General features: G+C 49.1%; 16 protein-coding genes and 1 tRNA gene. 12 read left to right on the top strand and 5 right to left on the bottom strand.

Going from position 1 to position 16,112, the window contains the following annotated elements; translation table 11 throughout:
• The 6 genes from ACTHUE_RS03575 to ACTHUE_RS03550 form a co-directional block, all read left to right on the top strand.
• A partial coding sequence (locus ACTHUE_RS03575; protein WP_440423033.1) for an ABC transporter ATP-binding protein occupies positions 1-623 on the top strand: 623 nt, incomplete at its 5' end.
• A 15-nt stretch (positions 624-638) separates the two neighbouring features.
• Entirely contained in the window at positions 639-1,604 is a 966-nt protein-coding gene (locus tag ACTHUE_RS03570) for an ABC transporter permease subunit (RefSeq protein ID WP_003746146.1), read from the top strand.
• The gene (locus tag ACTHUE_RS03565) at positions 1,604-2,491 is read left to right on the top strand and encodes an ABC transporter permease subunit (protein ID WP_440361128.1); all 888 of its coding nucleotides are present in this window, start codon (positions 1,604-1,606) and stop codon (positions 2,489-2,491) included. Before ACTHUE_RS03570 ends, ACTHUE_RS03565 begins: the two co-directional genes overlap by 1 nt.
• A 149-nt stretch (positions 2,492-2,640) precedes the next feature.
• Positions 2,641-3,936 (top strand): NAD(P)/FAD-dependent oxidoreductase, encoded by a 1,296-nt coding sequence (locus tag ACTHUE_RS03560; RefSeq protein ID WP_440361129.1) that lies wholly within the window; start codon positions 2,641-2,643, stop codon positions 3,934-3,936.
• 108 nt (positions 3,937-4,044) lie between these two features.
• Positions 4,045-4,995 (top strand): thioredoxin-disulfide reductase, encoded by a 951-nt coding sequence (gene trxB / locus ACTHUE_RS03555; RefSeq protein WP_049329772.1) that lies wholly within the window; start codon positions 4,045-4,047, stop codon positions 4,993-4,995.
• A 170-nt stretch (positions 4,996-5,165) separates the two neighbouring features.
• Positions 5,166-5,651 (top strand): DUF4189 domain-containing protein, encoded by a 486-nt coding sequence (locus ACTHUE_RS03550; RefSeq protein ID WP_004520796.1) that lies wholly within the window; start codon positions 5,166-5,168, stop codon positions 5,649-5,651.
• A 72-nt stretch (positions 5,652-5,723) separates the two neighbouring features.
• Here ACTHUE_RS03550 and ACTHUE_RS03545 read toward each other — a convergent pair whose 3' ends face one another.
• The 4 genes from ACTHUE_RS03545 to ACTHUE_RS03530 all read right to left on the bottom strand — a co-directional run bounded on the left by ACTHUE_RS03545 (position 5,724) and on the right by ACTHUE_RS03530 (position 7,261).
• Positions 5,724-6,164, bottom strand: coding sequence for a hypothetical protein (locus ACTHUE_RS03545; RefSeq protein WP_004520797.1), 441 nt, complete (start codon positions 6,162-6,164; stop codon positions 5,724-5,726).
• A gap of 71 nt (positions 6,165-6,235) precedes the next feature.
• Positions 6,236-6,682 (bottom strand): SsrA-binding protein SmpB, encoded by a 447-nt coding sequence (gene smpB, locus ACTHUE_RS03540; RefSeq protein WP_003679566.1) that lies wholly within the window; start codon positions 6,680-6,682, stop codon positions 6,236-6,238.
• 84 nt (positions 6,683-6,766) lie between these two features.
• The gene (locus tag ACTHUE_RS03535) at positions 6,767-6,982 is read right to left on the bottom strand and encodes a hypothetical protein (protein WP_003679564.1); all 216 of its coding nucleotides are present in this window, start codon (positions 6,980-6,982) and stop codon (positions 6,767-6,769) included.
• A gap of 75 nt (positions 6,983-7,057) precedes the next feature.
• The gene (locus ACTHUE_RS03530; RefSeq protein WP_003682902.1) at positions 7,058-7,261 is read right to left on the bottom strand and encodes a cold-shock protein; all 204 of its coding nucleotides are present in this window, start codon (positions 7,259-7,261) and stop codon (positions 7,058-7,060) included.
• A 257-nt stretch (positions 7,262-7,518) separates the two neighbouring features.
• Here ACTHUE_RS03530 and clpS point away from each other — a divergent pair, with 257 nt between their 5' ends.
• Positions 7,519-7,830: an ATP-dependent Clp protease adapter ClpS gene (gene clpS, locus ACTHUE_RS03525; protein WP_004520799.1), complete on the top strand. Its 312-nt coding sequence runs from the start codon at positions 7,519-7,521 to the stop codon at positions 7,828-7,830.
• Positions 7,831-7,833: 3 nt separating this feature from the next.
• Positions 7,834-10,113: an ATP-dependent Clp protease ATP-binding subunit ClpA gene (clpA, locus tag ACTHUE_RS03520; protein ID WP_004520800.1), complete on the top strand. Its 2,280-nt coding sequence runs from the start codon at positions 7,834-7,836 to the stop codon at positions 10,111-10,113.
• Positions 10,114-10,179: 66 nt separating this feature from the next.
• Here the strand turns inward: clpA and tkt are convergent, their stop codons facing one another.
• Positions 10,180-12,159: a transketolase gene (gene tkt, locus ACTHUE_RS03515; protein ID WP_039862482.1), complete on the bottom strand. Its 1,980-nt coding sequence runs from the start codon at positions 12,157-12,159 to the stop codon at positions 10,180-10,182.
• Positions 12,160-12,603: 444 nt separating this feature from the next.
• Here tkt and ccoG point away from each other — a divergent pair, with 444 nt between their 5' ends.
• From ccoG to ACTHUE_RS03495, 4 genes are all read left to right on the top strand, one after another.
• Positions 12,604-14,088, top strand: coding sequence for a cytochrome c oxidase accessory protein CcoG (ccoG, locus tag ACTHUE_RS03510; protein WP_004520803.1), 1,485 nt, complete (start codon positions 12,604-12,606; stop codon positions 14,086-14,088).
• Between the two features lie 3 nt (positions 14,089-14,091).
• Complete coding sequence (locus tag ACTHUE_RS03505) at positions 14,092-14,658, top strand: FixH family protein (RefSeq protein WP_039862483.1); 567 nt, start codon at positions 14,092-14,094, stop codon at positions 14,656-14,658.
• A 676-nt stretch (positions 14,659-15,334) separates the two neighbouring features.
• Complete coding sequence (pgsA, locus tag ACTHUE_RS03500; RefSeq protein ID WP_003679552.1) at positions 15,335-15,895, top strand: CDP-diacylglycerol--glycerol-3-phosphate 3-phosphatidyltransferase; 561 nt, start codon at positions 15,335-15,337, stop codon at positions 15,893-15,895.
• Positions 15,896-15,990: 95 nt separating this feature from the next.
• Positions 15,991-16,066, top strand: a tRNA-Gly gene (locus ACTHUE_RS03495).
• Positions 16,067-16,112: the final 46 nt, after the last annotated feature.

The raw sequence follows: 16,112 nt of genomic DNA, 5'->3' as shown, positions 1-16,112 counted from the left end.
AACCTTTGGGCGCACTCGATAAAAAACTGCGCCAACAAACCCAACTGGAATTGGTCAACACGCTGGAACAAGTCGGCGTAACCTGCATCATGGTTACCCACGACCAAGAAGAAGCGATGACGATGGCGACCCGTATCGCCATTATGTCCGACGGCCAATTGCGCCAAGTCGGCACGCCTAGCGACGTGTACGACTATCCTAACAGCCGCTTTACCGCTGAATTTATCGGCGAAACCAATATTTTTGACGGCGTCGTTATTGACGACCGCGCCGATTTCTCCATCGTCAAATGTGACGGCTTGGAAAACCACGTCCGCATCGACCACGGCTTGGGCGTTCCAAACGACCATGAAATCTGGATCAGCATCCGTCCTGAAGATATTGATTTGCATAAAGAAAAACCGGAACACTTGGGCGCGCACAACTGGGCCCAAGGTACAGTCAAAGAAATTGCCTACTTGGGCAGCTTCGCGATTTACCACATCAAACTTGCCAACGGCCGTGTCGTCAAAAGCCAAGTTCCCGCACCTTATTGGTATGTGCGCAACATTACACCGCCGACTTGGGACGAGACTGTCTACATCAGCTGGCCTGAAAACCAACCAACACCTCTGTTCAGTTAATTTGAGGGAAATGCAATGAACCTTAAAAAACTGAAAAACAAACTGTTCCGCCGCCCCGGCCAGCGTGCAGTGATTGCCGTGCCGTATATTTGGCTTTTGATTCTGTTTCTGATTCCGTTCGCCATCGTATTGAAAATCAGCTTTGCCGAACAAGAAATTGCCATTCCGCCATTTACGCCGCTGACAACGATTGATGAAGACTTAGGCCGTCTGAACATTGCCATCAGCTATCAGAACTACGCCGACATTTTCCAAAACTTTTGGAATACGCTCAATCCGTTTGGCGACAGTGAAAACAGCAATATCTATCTGATGACCTACTGGTCTTCGATTAAGACTGCGCTGACGACGACCATCATCTGCCTGTTGATCGGTTATCCCACCGCTTATGCCATTTCACGCGCGAATCCGGCTGCGCGCAACGGCCTGCTGTTGGCAATCATGCTGCCTTTCTGGACCTCTTTCCTGCTGCGTGTTTACGCATGGATGGGCTTATTGGGTCACAACGGCATCATCAACAATTTCTTAATCAAATACGGAATCATCAGCGAGCCTTTAGACTTGTTCTACAATGCTTTTTCGCTGAATTTGGTGATGGTTTACGCCTATCTGCCGTTTATGATTTTGCCGCTGTACACACAACTGGTAAAACTGGACAACCGTCTGCTCGAAGCCGCTTCTGACTTGGGCGCAGGTCCGATCAAATCCTTCTTTACCATTACCCTGCCTTTATCCAAAACCGGCATCATCGCAGGCTCTATGCTGGTCTTCGTTCCGGCCGTCGGTGAATTTGTGATTCCTGAATTGGTGGGTGGTTCTGAAAACCTGATGATCGGTAAAGTATTGTGGCAGGCATTCTTCGACCAAAACAACTGGCCGCTGGCTTCTGCCGTCGCCGTCGTCATGGTTGCCCTGTTGGTTGTACCGATTGCCCTGTTCCAACACTATGAAAACCGCGAATTGGAAGAAGGAGGCAAATAATGCAAAAAACCAAATTATCCTGGTTCTTGAAACTGATGCTCCTGCTCTCGCTGGCATTCCTCTATATTCCGCTGGTGGTTTTGGTCATCTATTCTTTCAATGAATCCAAGCTGGTTACCGTTTGGGGCGGTTTCTCAATCAAATGGTACGGCGCATTAATGGAAAACGACACAATCTTGGAAGCGGCCTGGCTATCATTGCGTATCGCTATCATTTCCTCGCTTGCCGCCGTGGCACTCGGCACATTGGCAGGCTACGCCATGGCGCGGATTAAACGCTTCCGTGGCAGCACCCTGTTTGCCGGTATGATTTCCGCGCCTATGGTGATGCCTGATGTGATTACCGGTTTGTCCATGCTGTTGCTGATTATTCAGGTGCAAATGTTCCTGCAAGGCAGTGAATTGCTGCAATCGCTCTACTTCGATCGCGGTTTCTTCACCATCTTCCTCGGCCACACCACGCTTTGCATGGCGTACATTACCGTCGTCATCCGCTCGCGCTTGGTGGAATTGGATCAATCCTTGGAAGAAGCCGCTATGGACTTGGGCGCCCGTCCGCTGAAAATTTTCTTCGTGATTACCCTGCCGTTGATTGCCCCTGCGATTGCTTCTGGCTTCCTCTTGGGCATTACCCTGTCTTTGGACGATTTGGTGATTACCTCCTTCCTGTCAGGCCCGGGTTCATCGACATTGCCGCAAGTGATTTTCTCCAAAATCAAACTCGGCCTTGACCCTCAGATGAACGTTTTGGCAACCATCCTGATCGGTATCATCGGTACGCTGGTGATTGTCGTCAACTACTGGATGATGCGTCAGGCAACCAAACGGGAACGTGAGGCTGCCGAAGCCTACCGCCAAGAAAAACTGGCAGCCGAGAAAGCCGCCTAATATGCAGACAGGCTGTCCGATAAAGCGTCGGAACAGCCTGTTTTATTAACCGCATTTTATCCTTTCAGACGGCCTAAACTTAAGCCCATATTCCAGGCCGTCTGAAAACCTGTTTTCAATGAAGTTAAAACCAACCTAAAGCCCAAATCATGATCAATCCCAGCTTCAAAGAATACCTTCCTTCCTACTATGTCAGCACAGCCAATCCCCATCCGTCTTATCCGACGCTCGAAGGCCGTCTGAAAACTGAAACCTGCGTTATCGGTGGCGGCTTGACCGGTTTATGCACCGCCCTACCGCTTACCGAAAACGGCCATGAAGTCATCGTGCTCGAAGCCGCACGTATCGGTTTCGGCGCATCAGGCCGCAGCGGCGGACAAGTCATCAGCGATTTTGCCTGCGGCATGGAAGAGATCGAAAAACAAGTCGGCTTAGAACAGGCCCAATGGTTCTGGCAGCAATCCCTGCAAGCCGTTGAACTGGTTGACTCGCGCATTCAAAAACACAATATCCAATGCGATTGGCAACGCGGCTACGCGACCGTCGCCGTCCGTCCTCAGCATTGGGAAGAATTGCAACAATGGCACGAACACGCCCAAAAACATTATGGCGCAAGCCATTACCAGCTTTGGGATAAAGCCACGCTGAAGCAACAACTTGCCAGCGATATGTATCAAGGCGCGCAATTTGATCCTTTATCCGGCCACTTGCACCCGCTCAATTACACCCTAGGCATTGCCAAAGCGGCAGCCGATGCAGGCGCACAACTTTTTGAGCAATCCCCGATGACGCGTATCGAGCCATGCGATAACGGTTGGCTGGTACACACGCCTAATGGCAGCGTTGAGTGCAAAAACCTCGTTTATGCCGTCAATACTTATGCCGGTTTGCACCCGAAATTCAAAGTATTGGAACAAAAAGCCATTGCCGTCAGCACCTTTATCATCGCCACCGAGCCTCTGGGCGAGCGTGCCAAAGACCTGATCCGCAACAATATGGCCATCTGCGACAACCGCCACGTCCTCGACTACTACCGTCTCAGCGCCGACGGCCGCCTGCTCTTCGGCGGCAAAGACAACGAATTTATCGACGATCCAGACCGCATGACCGAACTCGTCCGCCAAGACATGCTGAAAGTTTTCCCGCAACTTGCCGATGTCAGAATCGAGCATTCCTGGGGCGGCGAATGCGACATCACGCGCAACCTCGCTCCACATTTCGGCCGCCTCGCCCCTACCGTTTTCTATGCTCAAGGCTATTCCGGACACGGCATGGCAATTACCGGCATTGCCGGTTTGGCGATTGCCGAAGCCATCATGGGTGATGACGGCCGTCTGAAACCTTTCGAGCAGCTGCGCCACAGCAATATCATCACCCAGCCGTTCCTGCGCAAACTCGGCTCCTACCTCGGTTCCAAATACTACCAGTGGAAAGACAGCCACTAAACCCAAACGACAAACATATTTCAGACGGCGGCAGATTCAAGTAGAATTTAGGCCGTCTGAAAGCGTAGACACGACAAAATTCAAACATTTATCAGCAAGGAAACCATCATGAGCAACCATCACAAACTCATCATCCTCGGCTCCGGCCCTGCCGGCTATACTGCCGCCGTCTATGCCGCCCGTGCCAACCTCAACCCTGTGATCATTACCGGCGTTGAGCAAGGCGGACAACTGATGACCACCACCGAAGTGGACAACTGGCCTGCCGACGCAGAAGGCGTACAAGGTCCGGAACTGATGGCCCGTTTCCAAGCTCATGCCGAACGCTTCGGCACTGAAATGATTTTTGACCAAATCCACACCGTTGATTTGCAAAACCGTCCGTTTACCCTCAAAGGCGATATGGGCGAATACACCTGCGATGCACTCATCGTTGCCACCGGCGCATCCGCCAAATATTTAGGTTTGCCAAGCGAAGAAACCTTTGCCGGCAAAGGCGTTTCCGCCTGCGCAACTTGCGACGGCTTCTTCTATAAAAAACAAGATGTTGCCGTAGTCGGCGGTGGCAATACCGCTGTAGAAGAAGCCCTCTACCTTGCCAATATCGCCAACACCGTTACCCTGATTCACCGCCGCGACAGCTTCCGCGCCGAAAAAATCATGGTGGACAAACTGATGCAACGGGTTGAAGAAGGTAAAATCATCCTCAAGCTCAACAGCTCGGTTGATGAAATCTTGGGCGACGAAAGCGGCGTTACCGGTGCACGCCTGAAACACAATGACGGCAGTACTGAAGAAATCGCTGTAAAAGGCGTCTTCATCGCCATCGGCCACAAACCCAACACCGACATCTTCAAAGGCCAACTTGATATGGACGAAACCGGCTATTTGAAAACCAAAGGCGGTACCGGCGACAATGTCGGCGCCACCAATATCGAAGGCGTATGGGCAGCAGGCGACGTCAAAGACCATACCTACCGTCAAGCCATCACCAGCGCCGCTTCCGGCTGCCAAGCCGCGCTTGATGCCGAACGTTGGCTCGACCGCCACGGTGTATAAACCTCTAAGCTACGCCCTATTCTTTAAAACATAATCAAAAGGCCGTCTGAAATTTCAGACGGCCTATAATCTATCTGCCACACTAAATATTCATTTTAAAAGCAAATTTATATCAAATAAGTACTTTTGCTTTATAATAACGACAAATACCCAACAAACAGGGAACGAACATGAAAAAAACACTAATGACACTTATCCTTTGCGCACTGACTCCTGCCGCCCTGGCTGCCGATACTTACGGCTACCTGGCCATGTGGCAAAACCCAGCCAACAGCGATGAAGCGCTGCAAATCAAAACCACCAAAGAAAATGCCACCCAACTGGATGCGACAGCCGAACTCGAAACATTCTGCAAAGGCCAAGATGCCTTAGCCGGCATCGGTGCAGGCCAAGCAACAGGCTGCAAAACGGTTGTCCCTCTGCACAACACCTGTATCGCTGTTGCCTATCCTAAAGCCATGGGCAAATTGACTGCTCAAAACGTGGTAGCCATTACCTCCCCACGTTTCAAAACTGTGCATCAAATTGCCTTGAACCAATGTATCAAAAAATACGGCTCACAAGGACAATGTGCTTTAGAAACAGTCTATTGCACTTCCGAAACCTACTATCAAGGTACAGTCAAAACCCTTTGGGAAAAAATCAAATCCATTTAAGGCCGTCTGAAAATAAAACCGGCTTGCCCGATATTCTCCATATCACGGCAAGCCGGTTTTTTATTCTGGCTTTTATTTGCTGTTTTTTTCCAACAATTTGGCCACAACGCCTTCAGCCTGTTTCACCAAATCAGGGTTGGTTCGGAAGTGGTTTTCATCATTTAAAGAGTAGCTGACAGTAGAAACCGCATACTTCGTGCTTCGCAACACAAATACGCCTTTACGCAAGATTTCGTCATTGCCTTTGGTTTTGTAACGCAGATTATACGGGCAAGAAGAATCATACAGTTTGCCACGGTTGTCTGCGGTTACAATCGTGCTGCCAATGCCGCGTTTTGCCAAAGCTTTGGACAAAGCCTTGTCCAAATCATGCGGACGCACTTTTGCATTCTGAATGATGCAGACATGTTTGATGCTGGTCAGCTCTTCAGGTTTCAATACTCTTTGTTCCGTAGTAGAACACGCGCCCAGCAACAATACGGCTGAAGCCGCTGCTAAAATCATGGTTTTCATCTGTTTTCCTTTTTAAAATTTTCAAACAATAAATATTCAGACGGCCTTTACAAAAAGGCCGTCTGAAAAAATCAACGTACGTTTTTCATCAAACGTTGTTTCTCACGCTTCCAATCCGCTTCTTTCAGGCTTTGGCGTTTGTCATGCTGTTTCTTACCCTTGGCCAAACCGATTTCCACTTTGATTCTACCACGTGTGTAATGCAGGTTTAAGGGCACAATCGTATAACCGGCACGTTCGGTTTTACCGATTAACTTGTTGATTTCCGATTGTTTCAACAACAACTTACGCGGACGGACAGGGTCGGGTTTGACGTGTGTCGAGGCAGTGGGCAATGCGGTAATGTGGCAGCCCACCAAATAGAATGCGTCTTTTTTCCAGTAGATATAGCTTTCTTTTAATTGCACGCGTGCAGCGCGGATGGCTTTGACTTCCCATCCCTCCAATACTATACCGGCTTCGATTTGGTCTTCGATAAAGAAATCGTGAAAGGCTTTTTTATTATTGGCAATACTCATTGTGCTGATTCTTTACAAACTTTTCAGACGGCCTATTTTATCAGGCATGCTTAAAAAATAAAACGGCAAACGGTTTTGAAACGTTTATTCGCTTAAAACATGGCGGCGGTAAAAACGGTCGATATCAGCAATCGCTTTTTCATCTTCAGGGCGCAAATCCAGTTTCAAATCGGCAAGGCGGATCAAGATTTGGTCTTCACGCTCGGCAACGGCGCAGCTGACCTCGCCTTCGCTACGAAAATGACGGATAAGCTCGTCTAACTGGTTTAAAGCATTTTGATAAGATGAATTTTGATTCATAATTTTTAACTCGAACGCCCATAAAAAATGGCGGGAAACCCCGCCATGATTTTACGGCTTACGCCGCGCATTTGATTAAGCAGCTTGAATGTTAGCAGCTTGTTTGCCTTTAGGGCCGGTGGTTACGTCGAAAGATACGCGTTGACCTTCTTTCAGGGTTTTGAAACCATCCATGTTGATCGCTGAGAAGTGAGCGAACAAATCTTCGCCACCTTCATCAGGAGTGATGAAACCAAAACCTTTAGCGTCGTTAAACCATTTTACGATACCGGTTGCCATTAGAAACTTCCTATACTTAAAAATTAACAAAATCAGCAAAACAAGGCATACAGCAAACTAAAACGTTCAGCGTTTCTCCCACGTATCACATACGCGGTCGAGTGCCAACTTCTGCTTAACCGTCTTTTTACATTTGTTAAGACAAAACGTCAAGCTATGTTTTCAAAAAAGTGGGAAAATAGAAAAAAATTGCCGAAATACAACAGAAAACTGTTTACACTCTAAAACAGGCCGTCTGAAAACTGAAACCTAAGCTTATGAACCATCCGAATACCGACCACCAATCCGATACCCTGCTCAGCGATATCAACACACAGCCGCCGAAACGTTACGGCGTATTTTTATTGAACGACGATTACACCACCATGGAATTTGTCGTCGAAATCCTGACCGAAGTCTTTATGCTTACACAGGAACAGGCAGTGGCCGTCATGTTGCTGGTGCACCACGAAGGCAAAGGCCTGTGCGGCACCTACACGCGCGATATTGCGCAGACCAAGCAACATCAGGTCATGGAACGTGCCAAAGCTGAAGGGCATCCGCTCAAATGTATAGTCGAAGAGGTTTAAATCATGCTTTCACCCGAATTGGAACACATCCTGCAACTGCTCTACCGTGAAGCACGCAACGCCCGTTATGAGTTTATCAGCTTGGAACACCTGCTTTTGGTGTTGATAGAAGAAGATGCGGCTGTGCCGAACGTCTTGAAACTGTGTGGTGCGGATTTGAAAGTCCTGTCCGAGCAGCTTGCGGCCAGCGTTGCAGAAAATACACCGCAAATTCCCGATCATCTTCTGGATACGGTCGAAACCCAGCCGACATTGGGCTTCCAACGCGTCATCCAACGGGCAATGGTGCATACCCAGTCTGCCGGCAAAGCCGCAGTAGAGCCTTTGGATATTTTGGTTGCCATGATGAGCGAATCTGAAAGCCATGCCGTTTATTTCCTCAAATTGCAATCCATTACACGCTTTGAAGTCTTGCGTTGCATTGCCCATGGCTCGCCTGATGACGAAGACTGCAATGATTCAGACGGCCTGGGACGCGAGGGCGAAGAAGCGGAACAGAAAACCGGCTCTCTTTCCGACTACACCGTCAACCTCAACGCCGAAGTCAAAGCCGGCCGTATCGACCCTTTGATTGGTCGCAAACACGAAATGGAAAGGCTGGTACAAATCCTGTGCCGCCGCCGCAAAAACAATCCGCTTTTGGTCGGCGAGGCTGGTGTGGGCAAAACCGCGCTGGCGGAAGGCTTAGCACACCAAATCGTCAACGGCGATATTCCCGACGTGCTGAAAGAAGCCGAAGTATACGCACTGGATATGGGTTCGCTTTTGGCGGGCACGAAATACCGCGGCGACTTTGAAGCACGGGTCAAATCCGTCTTGAAACAGCTCGAAAAAATCCCGCACGCCATTTTATTCATCGACGAAATCCACACCATCATCGGCGCGGGCAGCACCAGCGGTGGCACAATGGATGCGTCTAACCTGCTCAAACCTGCGCTGGCAAAAGGCTCGCTGCGCTGCATCGGTGCGACCACTTATGACGAATACCGTACCATTTTCGACAAAGACCACGCCTTAAGCCGCCGTTTCCAAAAAATTGACGTGGTCGAGCCTACCATTTCCGAAACCGTACAAATCCTGCGCGGCTTGAAACCGATGTTTGAAGATTTCCACCAAGTCCGCTATACGCAAGGCGCACTTGAAGCCGCAGCCGAACTTTCCGCCCGCTACATCAACGAACGTTTCCTGCCCGACAAAGCCATCGACGTAATGGATGAAGCAGGCGCGGCGCAACGGATTTTGCCCAAATCCAAACAGAAAAAAGTCATCGGCAAAGCGCAAATCGAAACCGTCATCGCCAAAGTTGCGCGGATTCCCGAAAAAACCGTGTCGCACGACGACAAACAAGTGTTGCAATTCCTCGGCCGTGATTTGAAAAACATGGTTTACGGTCAGGAAAACGCCATTGACGCGCTGGTTGCCGCCGTCAAAATGTCGCGCTCTGGCCTCGCCCTGCCCGACAAACCGATAGGCAGTTTCCTCTTCTCCGGCCCAACCGGCGTCGGCAAAACCGAAGTCGCCAAACAGCTTGCCTACTCGATGGGCGTACCGCTGCAACGCTTTGATATGTCCGAATACATGGAACGCCACGCCGTATCGCGCCTCATCGGCGCACCACCAGGCTACGTCGGCTTTGAACAAGGCGGCCTTTTGACCGAAGCCGTCAACAAGCAGCCGCATTGCGTGTTGCTCTTGGACGAAATCGAAAAAGCCCACCCCGACATTTTCAACGTCCTCCTGCAAGTCATGGACGCAGGCAAACTGACCGACAACAACGGCAAGAGTGCCGACTTCCGCAACGTCATCCTGATTATGACCACCAACGCAGGCGCGGAAAGCCTCAGCCGACCCAACCTCGGCTTTACCGCCAAACGCGAGCGCGGCGACGAAATGCAGGCAATCAACAAACTCTTCACGCCCGAGTTCCGCAACCGCTTGGACGCGATTATCCCATTTGCGCCCTTGTCCGAACCCATTATCGTCAAAGTCGTGGACAAATTCCTGCTCCAGCTCGAACACCAGCTCCTCGACAAAAAAGTCGAAGCCGAATTCACACCGGCATTGCGCAAATATCTGGCGGAAAAAGGTTTCGACCCGCAAATGGGCGCACGCCCGATGAACCGCCTGATCCAGGAAAAAATCCGCAAACCGCTCGCCGACGAACTTCTGTTCGGCAAACTCACCGAAGGTGGCTTTGTGCTGATAGACTGGGATGCAGCAAAAGAAAAAGCCGTGTTGAAGTTTAAGAAAAGCAAGGTCAAACCTGAAACAGAAACTGTTTAACCGACTGAAAAATAAAAGGCCGTCTGAAATTTCAGACGGCCTTTTTATCCCAATCAAAAATCTGATTTACAAAACAGATTTAACAGTGGCAACCACATTGTCTACGGTAAAGCCGAATTCTTTGAACAGCAAATCAGCAGGTGCAGACTCGCCGAAGCGGTTGATACCGACCACGGCGCCGTTCAAACCGACGTATTTATACCAACCGTCGGCATGTCCGGCTTCTATGGCTACGCGTGGCAAACCTTCCGGCAGAACAGCGGCTTTATAGGCGGCATCTTGACGGTCGAATACATTGGTAGAAGGCATGGAAACAACGCGTACGGCAATACCTTGTTCTGCCAATACTTTTTGCGCTTCCAGAGCCAATTCAACTTCAGAACCGGTAGCAATTACAACAGCTTGTGCATTGCCTTGAGCTTCACTGATGACGTAGCCACCGCGTTTGATGTCGTTCAGCTGTTGTTCATCACGCGCTTGGAATTTCAGGTTTTGACGGCTGAAAATCAAGCTGGACGGATGATCGGCAGCTTTAACGGCTTCAGCCCACGCCACCAAAGATTCAACGGTATCGCATGGACGCCATACATCCATATTTGGAATTAGGCGCAGAGTGGCAGTTTGCTCGATAGGTTGGTGGGTAGGACCATCTTCGCCCAAACCAATGGAATCGTGAGTGAACACAAATACAGGGTTGATTTTCATCAGCGACGCCATACGCAAAGCATTACGCTCGTATTCGCTGAACATCAGGAAAGTCGCGCCGAATGGTTTAACACCGCCATGCAGGGTAAGGCCGTTCATGATTGCGCCCATGCCGAACTCGCGAACGCCGTAGTGAATATAGTTGCCGCCGTGTTCGCGGGTAACGGAAACGCTGTTTGACCAGTCAGTCAGGTTGGACGGGGTCAAGTCTGCAGAACCGCCCACCAATTCAGGCAGCTCTTTTGCCAAGATTTCGATGCTGTTTTGGCTGGCTTTACGGGTGGCGATGGTTTCTGCTTTGGCGCACACTTCTTTCAATGCGGCTTGAACGTAAGCATCGAAGTTTTCAGGCAGTTTTTTATCCATGCGACGCACAAATTCTGCGGCTTCGGCAGGATATTTGGCTTGATATTGAGCGAAGAGTTCGTTCCATTCGGCCTCAAGTTTCGCGCCTTTTTCTTTTGCATCCCATGCAGCATAGATCTCTTGAGGGATTTCAAACGCAGGATAAGCCCAACCCAAATGTTTGCGCGTGGCTTCGATCTCGTCCGCACCCAAAGGCGCACCGTGGGTTTTGTGGCTGCCTTCTTTGTTAGCACTGCCTTTACCGATTAAGGTTTTGCAGCAAATCAGGGAAGGTTTGCCGGTTTCGGCGCGGGCGGCTTCAATGGCCGTCTGAATGGCATCGGTATCATGACCGTTTACATTTGGAATCACCTGCCAGCCGTAGCTTTCAAAACGTTGCGGGATGTTTTCGGTAAACCAACCGTCCACTTTACCGTCAATGGAAATATTGTTGTCATCATATAAAACAATCAGTTTGCCCAAACCTAAAGTGCCGGCAAGCGAGCAGGCTTCGTGCGATACGCCTTCCATCATACAACCGTCGCCCATGAAGACGTAGGTGTGGTGGTCAACGATGTTCAAACCGTCTTTATTAAATTCGGCAGCCAAGATTTTTTCGGCTAAAGCCATGCCCACTGCGTTGGCAATACCTTGTCCCAATGGACCGGTCGTGGTTTCCACGCCGTCGGTGTAGCCATATTCAGGATGGCCGGGGGTTTTACTGTGCAGTTGGCGGAAATTTTTCAGATCATCAATAGAAACGTTGTAGCCGGTCAGGTGCAACAGGCTGTAAAGAATCATGGAAGCATGACCATTGGAGAGGACAAAACGGTCGCGGTTGTAGAATTTCGGGTTGGCCGGATTATGATTGAGGAACTTCGTCCACAACACTTCTGCCATTTCCGCCATACCCATAGGCGCACCCGGGTGGCCTGAGTTGGCTTTTTGTACGGCATCGACTGAGAGGAAACGGATTGCGTTTGCCAGTTGAGACATGGTTTGACCTTCCTTGGACAAGATTGGAAATATGAAAAAAGGTGTACCGATTATCGCCTGAATCAGCCGTGCTTTCAAGGATAGCTTTTGATATTCGCTTTGTCAGACGGCCTGTTTCCACTCGGTTACCCGAAACGGACGGGACAGATGATATTAACTGTTATTTCGTTTTGAAACAGTGCTTTATATATTTTTATCGTGTAAATAGCAAATCACTATAAGTTTGCACACATGCCGAACCATAAACCTTTGAATACTGCCCTTTTCAGACGGCCCTACATCAAACGGCCGCAAGGAATCCATCGTTAATACGAAGTCCCTCTTTTGCTTTGAATAGAGTCAAATGTTATGATTTGTATGCACGCGAAAGGCCGTCTGAAAATATCCACATCAAACTACTACCATGACAACAGGCTTGTGTGCACTTCATCAAGGAACACTGAAATGTCACCAGAAAACCAAGCTGAAAATACCACACCCTCAACAGAAAAAACAGCAAAAGCCACTCCGCCCAAACCTTCCAAACCTAAATCCAGCGTGATTCAAATCCATCCTGAAGGCGAACGCATCCATCCTAAAAAGGCGGAAGGACGCTTTGCCAAACTGCGTATCGCCGCAGTATTGGCGACCCAGTTTGTATTTTACGTTATTCCATGGTTCAACTGGAGCGGCCGTCAGGCGGTTTTATTCAATATCCCTGACCGTCATTTCTTCATTTTCGGACTGTCGCTGGGTATGGGCGATTTGATTTACCTTGCCTTACTGCTGATGATTTGCGCATTCGGATTGTTTTGGTGGACAACCATTGCCGGTCGTTTGTGGTGCGGCTATTCATGCCCGCAAACGGTTTACACCGAAATTATGCTGTGGATTGACAACTTGGTCGAAGGCGATAGAAACAAACGCCTAAAACTGGAAAAATCGCCTTGGAACTTTACTAAAATTCGCATTAAGGCCACCAAATACCTGCTGATTTTCCTTGTCTGCGCATGGACAGGTATCACTTTTGCAGGCTGGTTTATCCCGATCCGCCAATTTGTTCCCGATTTATTCACCGGAGCAGCAGGCGGCGGCGCAATGTTTGCCGCAGCATTTTACGGATTCATGACTTTCTTCTTCGCCCACATCATGCGCGAAAAAGTGTGTCTGCATATGTGTCCGTATGCACGTTTCCAAAGTGCAATGTTTGACAAAGACACGCTGATTATTTCTTACGATACCGAACGCGGCGAACCGCGCGGCGCACGCAAGAAAACCGCCAACAAAGAAGACAGCGGCTTGGGCGACTGCATCAACTGCACCATGTGCGTGCAAGTCTGCCCCGTCGGTATCGACATCCGCGACGGTTTGCAATACCAATGTATCGGCTGCGCGGCGTGTATCGATGCCTGCGACGAAATCATGGACAAAATGGGCTACGAGCGCGGCTTGATCCGTTATACAACCGAAGGCGCGTTGGAACACGAATACCCTGAAAGCGACATCAAAAAACGCTTGAAACGTCCGCGCGTAGCTGGTTATGGCGCAGTACTCCTGGTGGTCATCATCGCCTTCCTGGTCGGCATTTCCACCCGAAAAATGGTCGAAGTCGATATCCTGAAAGACCGTGGTGTCATGGTTCGCGAAAACAGCCAAGGCTGGTTGGAAAATGCCTATAACCTGCGTATTATCAACAATAGTGAAAACGAACAACTGATGACCGCAACCGTCAAAGGCTTTGACGAAATCGCGCTGACCGGCCTGCCTGAAAACGGTATTAAAATTGCGCCGCGGGAAACCGTTACCATCCCAGTACAGGTATCTACCATTCCCGAATACGCCGACAAAGGCAGCCATCCGATTGAATTTACCTTTATCTATCGCGAGACCGGCTCTGCCGACTCCAAACCGACTACTTTAGAAGAAAAAGCAACCTTTATCGGAGAATAAACGGTGTCCCCACAACCCAAAATCAAACCTTGGTACAAACATATTTGGCCCTGGGTGCTGATGGCAGGCCCCATCTTCGTCGTTATCGCCAGCGTTTCCATGTTCTTCGTCGCAAAAGAACACACGACAGACTTGGTGTCTGACGATTACTACAAAGACGGCAAACACATCGAAATCCAACTTCACCGTGATGAAGAAGCCGTTAAACGGCAAATTCAAGTGCAGGTCTTAATCAGTCCGGATATGAATGCCGCCAAAGTATTCGTCAGCGGACAATTCGATACCAAACAGCCATTAAACCTATTGTTGATGCACCCGACGCGCAAAGCCGATGACCAAACCGTCAAGCTGCGCGCCGTAACAGCCGAACCACAAAACGGCCGCATGGAATACGAAGCCGTCTTTAAACCTTTACGCCCAACCAATCATTGGTACTTACGCGTTGAAGATGCCTCAGGCGTATGGCGTGTTGAAAACAAATGGATAGTCAGCCAAGGCAATGCAGTCAATCTGACGCCTATGGACAAATTGTTCGACAACGGCAAACAAGCCGCTTCAACAGAACAATAAATCCCGACCCAGGCCGTCTGAAACCTTTCAGACGGCCTGAAATCTTCATACCCTCTTATATTCCCTTCCAAATATGATTTTTTCCGATTGGCGCAGACTGACCGAAAATGAAGTCCGTATGGCAAAACAAGTTTTTGCGGACAGCATAGACTTCCACCACATCAAAATATATCGCGGCATTCCACTTATACCCAACGCCAATACCGCCATTGCGCCCAATGGAAACATATACTTTCCTCGTAAACACTGCCCTGATGATTTCACTCAAGCCGGCATCGCCTACAAAATCTGGCTGATTCATGAGCTGACACATGTCTGGCAACACCAGCGCGGTCACAAAGTTTGGCTTTCCGGCCTATTCATCATGCTCAAAGGCGGATACAGAAAACGCAAAGCTTACGCCTACCCTATCCCCTTACCCCACATCAACCAATTAAATATCGAACAGCAGGCAGACCTTATTGCTCACTATTTCGCAGCTACTTTTCTACCCAAAAACATTTACACCCCGCAACAGCCTATTTTTCAGACGGCCTTAGCAGATTTTCTTCACAACCCACACGACAAAAATCTATGCCCAAGATACTTGTCGGCAAAAAAACAACACTTCAAAAAGCAGAGTGAACAAATAAGCTATAATGAACAACCCGACACATCATCCAAAAGATCCCAAACCATGCCTTGGAACATACCTATTTTACTTACCTGGATGCGCGTCCTATTAATCCCCGTGTTCACCATCCTATTCTATTTACCGAACACATGGATTCAACCACAAACCGTCAACTGGACAGCCGCTATCATCTTTGCACTTGCAGCTATTACAGACTGGTTCGACGGCTTTTTAGCACGCCGCTGGAAACAAACCTCCGACTTCGGTGCATTCCTCGACCCCGTTGCCGACAAGCTCATGGTTGCCGTTGCCCTGCTCCTGCTCGTCAGCCTTGGCAGAACATACGCCATCTTCGCCATGATTATTATCGGCCGGGAAATCACCATTTCCGCCTTGCGCGAATGGATGGCACAAATGGGCAAACGCGGCAGCGTTGCAGTGGCCACTATCGGCAAATTCAAAACCACCGCCCAAATGATCGCCATCTTCCTTTTGCTTATCGGCACAGACAAATATAACGATCCTTTCTATCTCATTGGTAACATATTGATGTTTATAGCATCTGTATTGACCATCTGGTCCATGTGCTACTACCTGAAAATGGCATGGAAAGAATTCAAATAAATTTTTAAAAAAAATAAAAACAAAATACTTGACGCACGCGATTAAATCCATAATAATTGCGTCTTCTTCGATATACGAAGCAACAAACTATCAGAGCGGGAATAGCTCAGTTGGTAGAGCGCAACCTTGCCAAGGTTGAGGTCGCGAGTTCGAGACTCGTTTCCCGCTCCATTCTGATTACTTGTTGATTGTTCTTTTTCAATATGCGGGAATAGCT

The organism is Neisseria sp. P0021.S005 (assembly GCF_051956955.1).
Note: the sequence above shows the minus strand (reverse complement) of the source record. Positions and strands in the feature narration are given on the sequence as shown.

What these genes read in the sequence shown, in the direction of transcription:
- ACTHUE_RS03570 (WP_003746146.1), top strand. Translation starts at nt 639, where the DNA reads ATGAACCTTAAAAAACTGAAAAACAAACTGTTCCGCCGCCCCGGCCAG.
- ACTHUE_RS03565 (WP_440361128.1), top strand. Translation starts at nt 1,604, where the DNA reads ATGCAAAAAACCAAATTATCCTGGTTCTTGAAACTGATGCTCCTGCTC.
- ACTHUE_RS03560 (WP_440361129.1), top strand. Translation starts at nt 2,641, where the DNA reads ATGATCAATCCCAGCTTCAAAGAATACCTTCCTTCCTACTATGTCAGC.
- trxB (WP_049329772.1), top strand. Translation starts at nt 4,045, where the DNA reads ATGAGCAACCATCACAAACTCATCATCCTCGGCTCCGGCCCTGCCGGC.
- ACTHUE_RS03550 (WP_004520796.1), top strand. Translation starts at nt 5,166, where the DNA reads ATGAAAAAAACACTAATGACACTTATCCTTTGCGCACTGACTCCTGCC.
- ACTHUE_RS03545 (WP_004520797.1), bottom strand. Translation starts at nt 6,164, where the DNA reads ATGAAAACCATGATTTTAGCAGCGGCTTCAGCCGTATTGTTGCTGGGC.
- smpB (WP_003679566.1), bottom strand. Translation starts at nt 6,682, where the DNA reads ATGAGTATTGCCAATAATAAAAAAGCCTTTCACGATTTCTTTATCGAA.
- ACTHUE_RS03535 (WP_003679564.1), bottom strand. Translation starts at nt 6,982, where the DNA reads ATGAATCAAAATTCATCTTATCAAAATGCTTTAAACCAGTTAGACGAG.
- ACTHUE_RS03530 (WP_003682902.1), bottom strand. Translation starts at nt 7,261, where the DNA reads ATGGCAACCGGTATCGTAAAATGGTTTAACGACGCTAAAGGTTTTGGT.
- clpS (WP_004520799.1), top strand. Translation starts at nt 7,519, where the DNA reads ATGAACCATCCGAATACCGACCACCAATCCGATACCCTGCTCAGCGAT.
- clpA (WP_004520800.1), top strand. Translation starts at nt 7,834, where the DNA reads ATGCTTTCACCCGAATTGGAACACATCCTGCAACTGCTCTACCGTGAA.
- tkt (WP_039862482.1), bottom strand. Translation starts at nt 12,159, where the DNA reads ATGTCTCAACTGGCAAACGCAATCCGTTTCCTCTCAGTCGATGCCGTA.
- ccoG (WP_004520803.1), top strand. Translation starts at nt 12,604, where the DNA reads ATGTCACCAGAAAACCAAGCTGAAAATACCACACCCTCAACAGAAAAA.
- pgsA (WP_003679552.1), top strand. Translation starts at nt 15,335, where the DNA reads ATGCCTTGGAACATACCTATTTTACTTACCTGGATGCGCGTCCTATTA.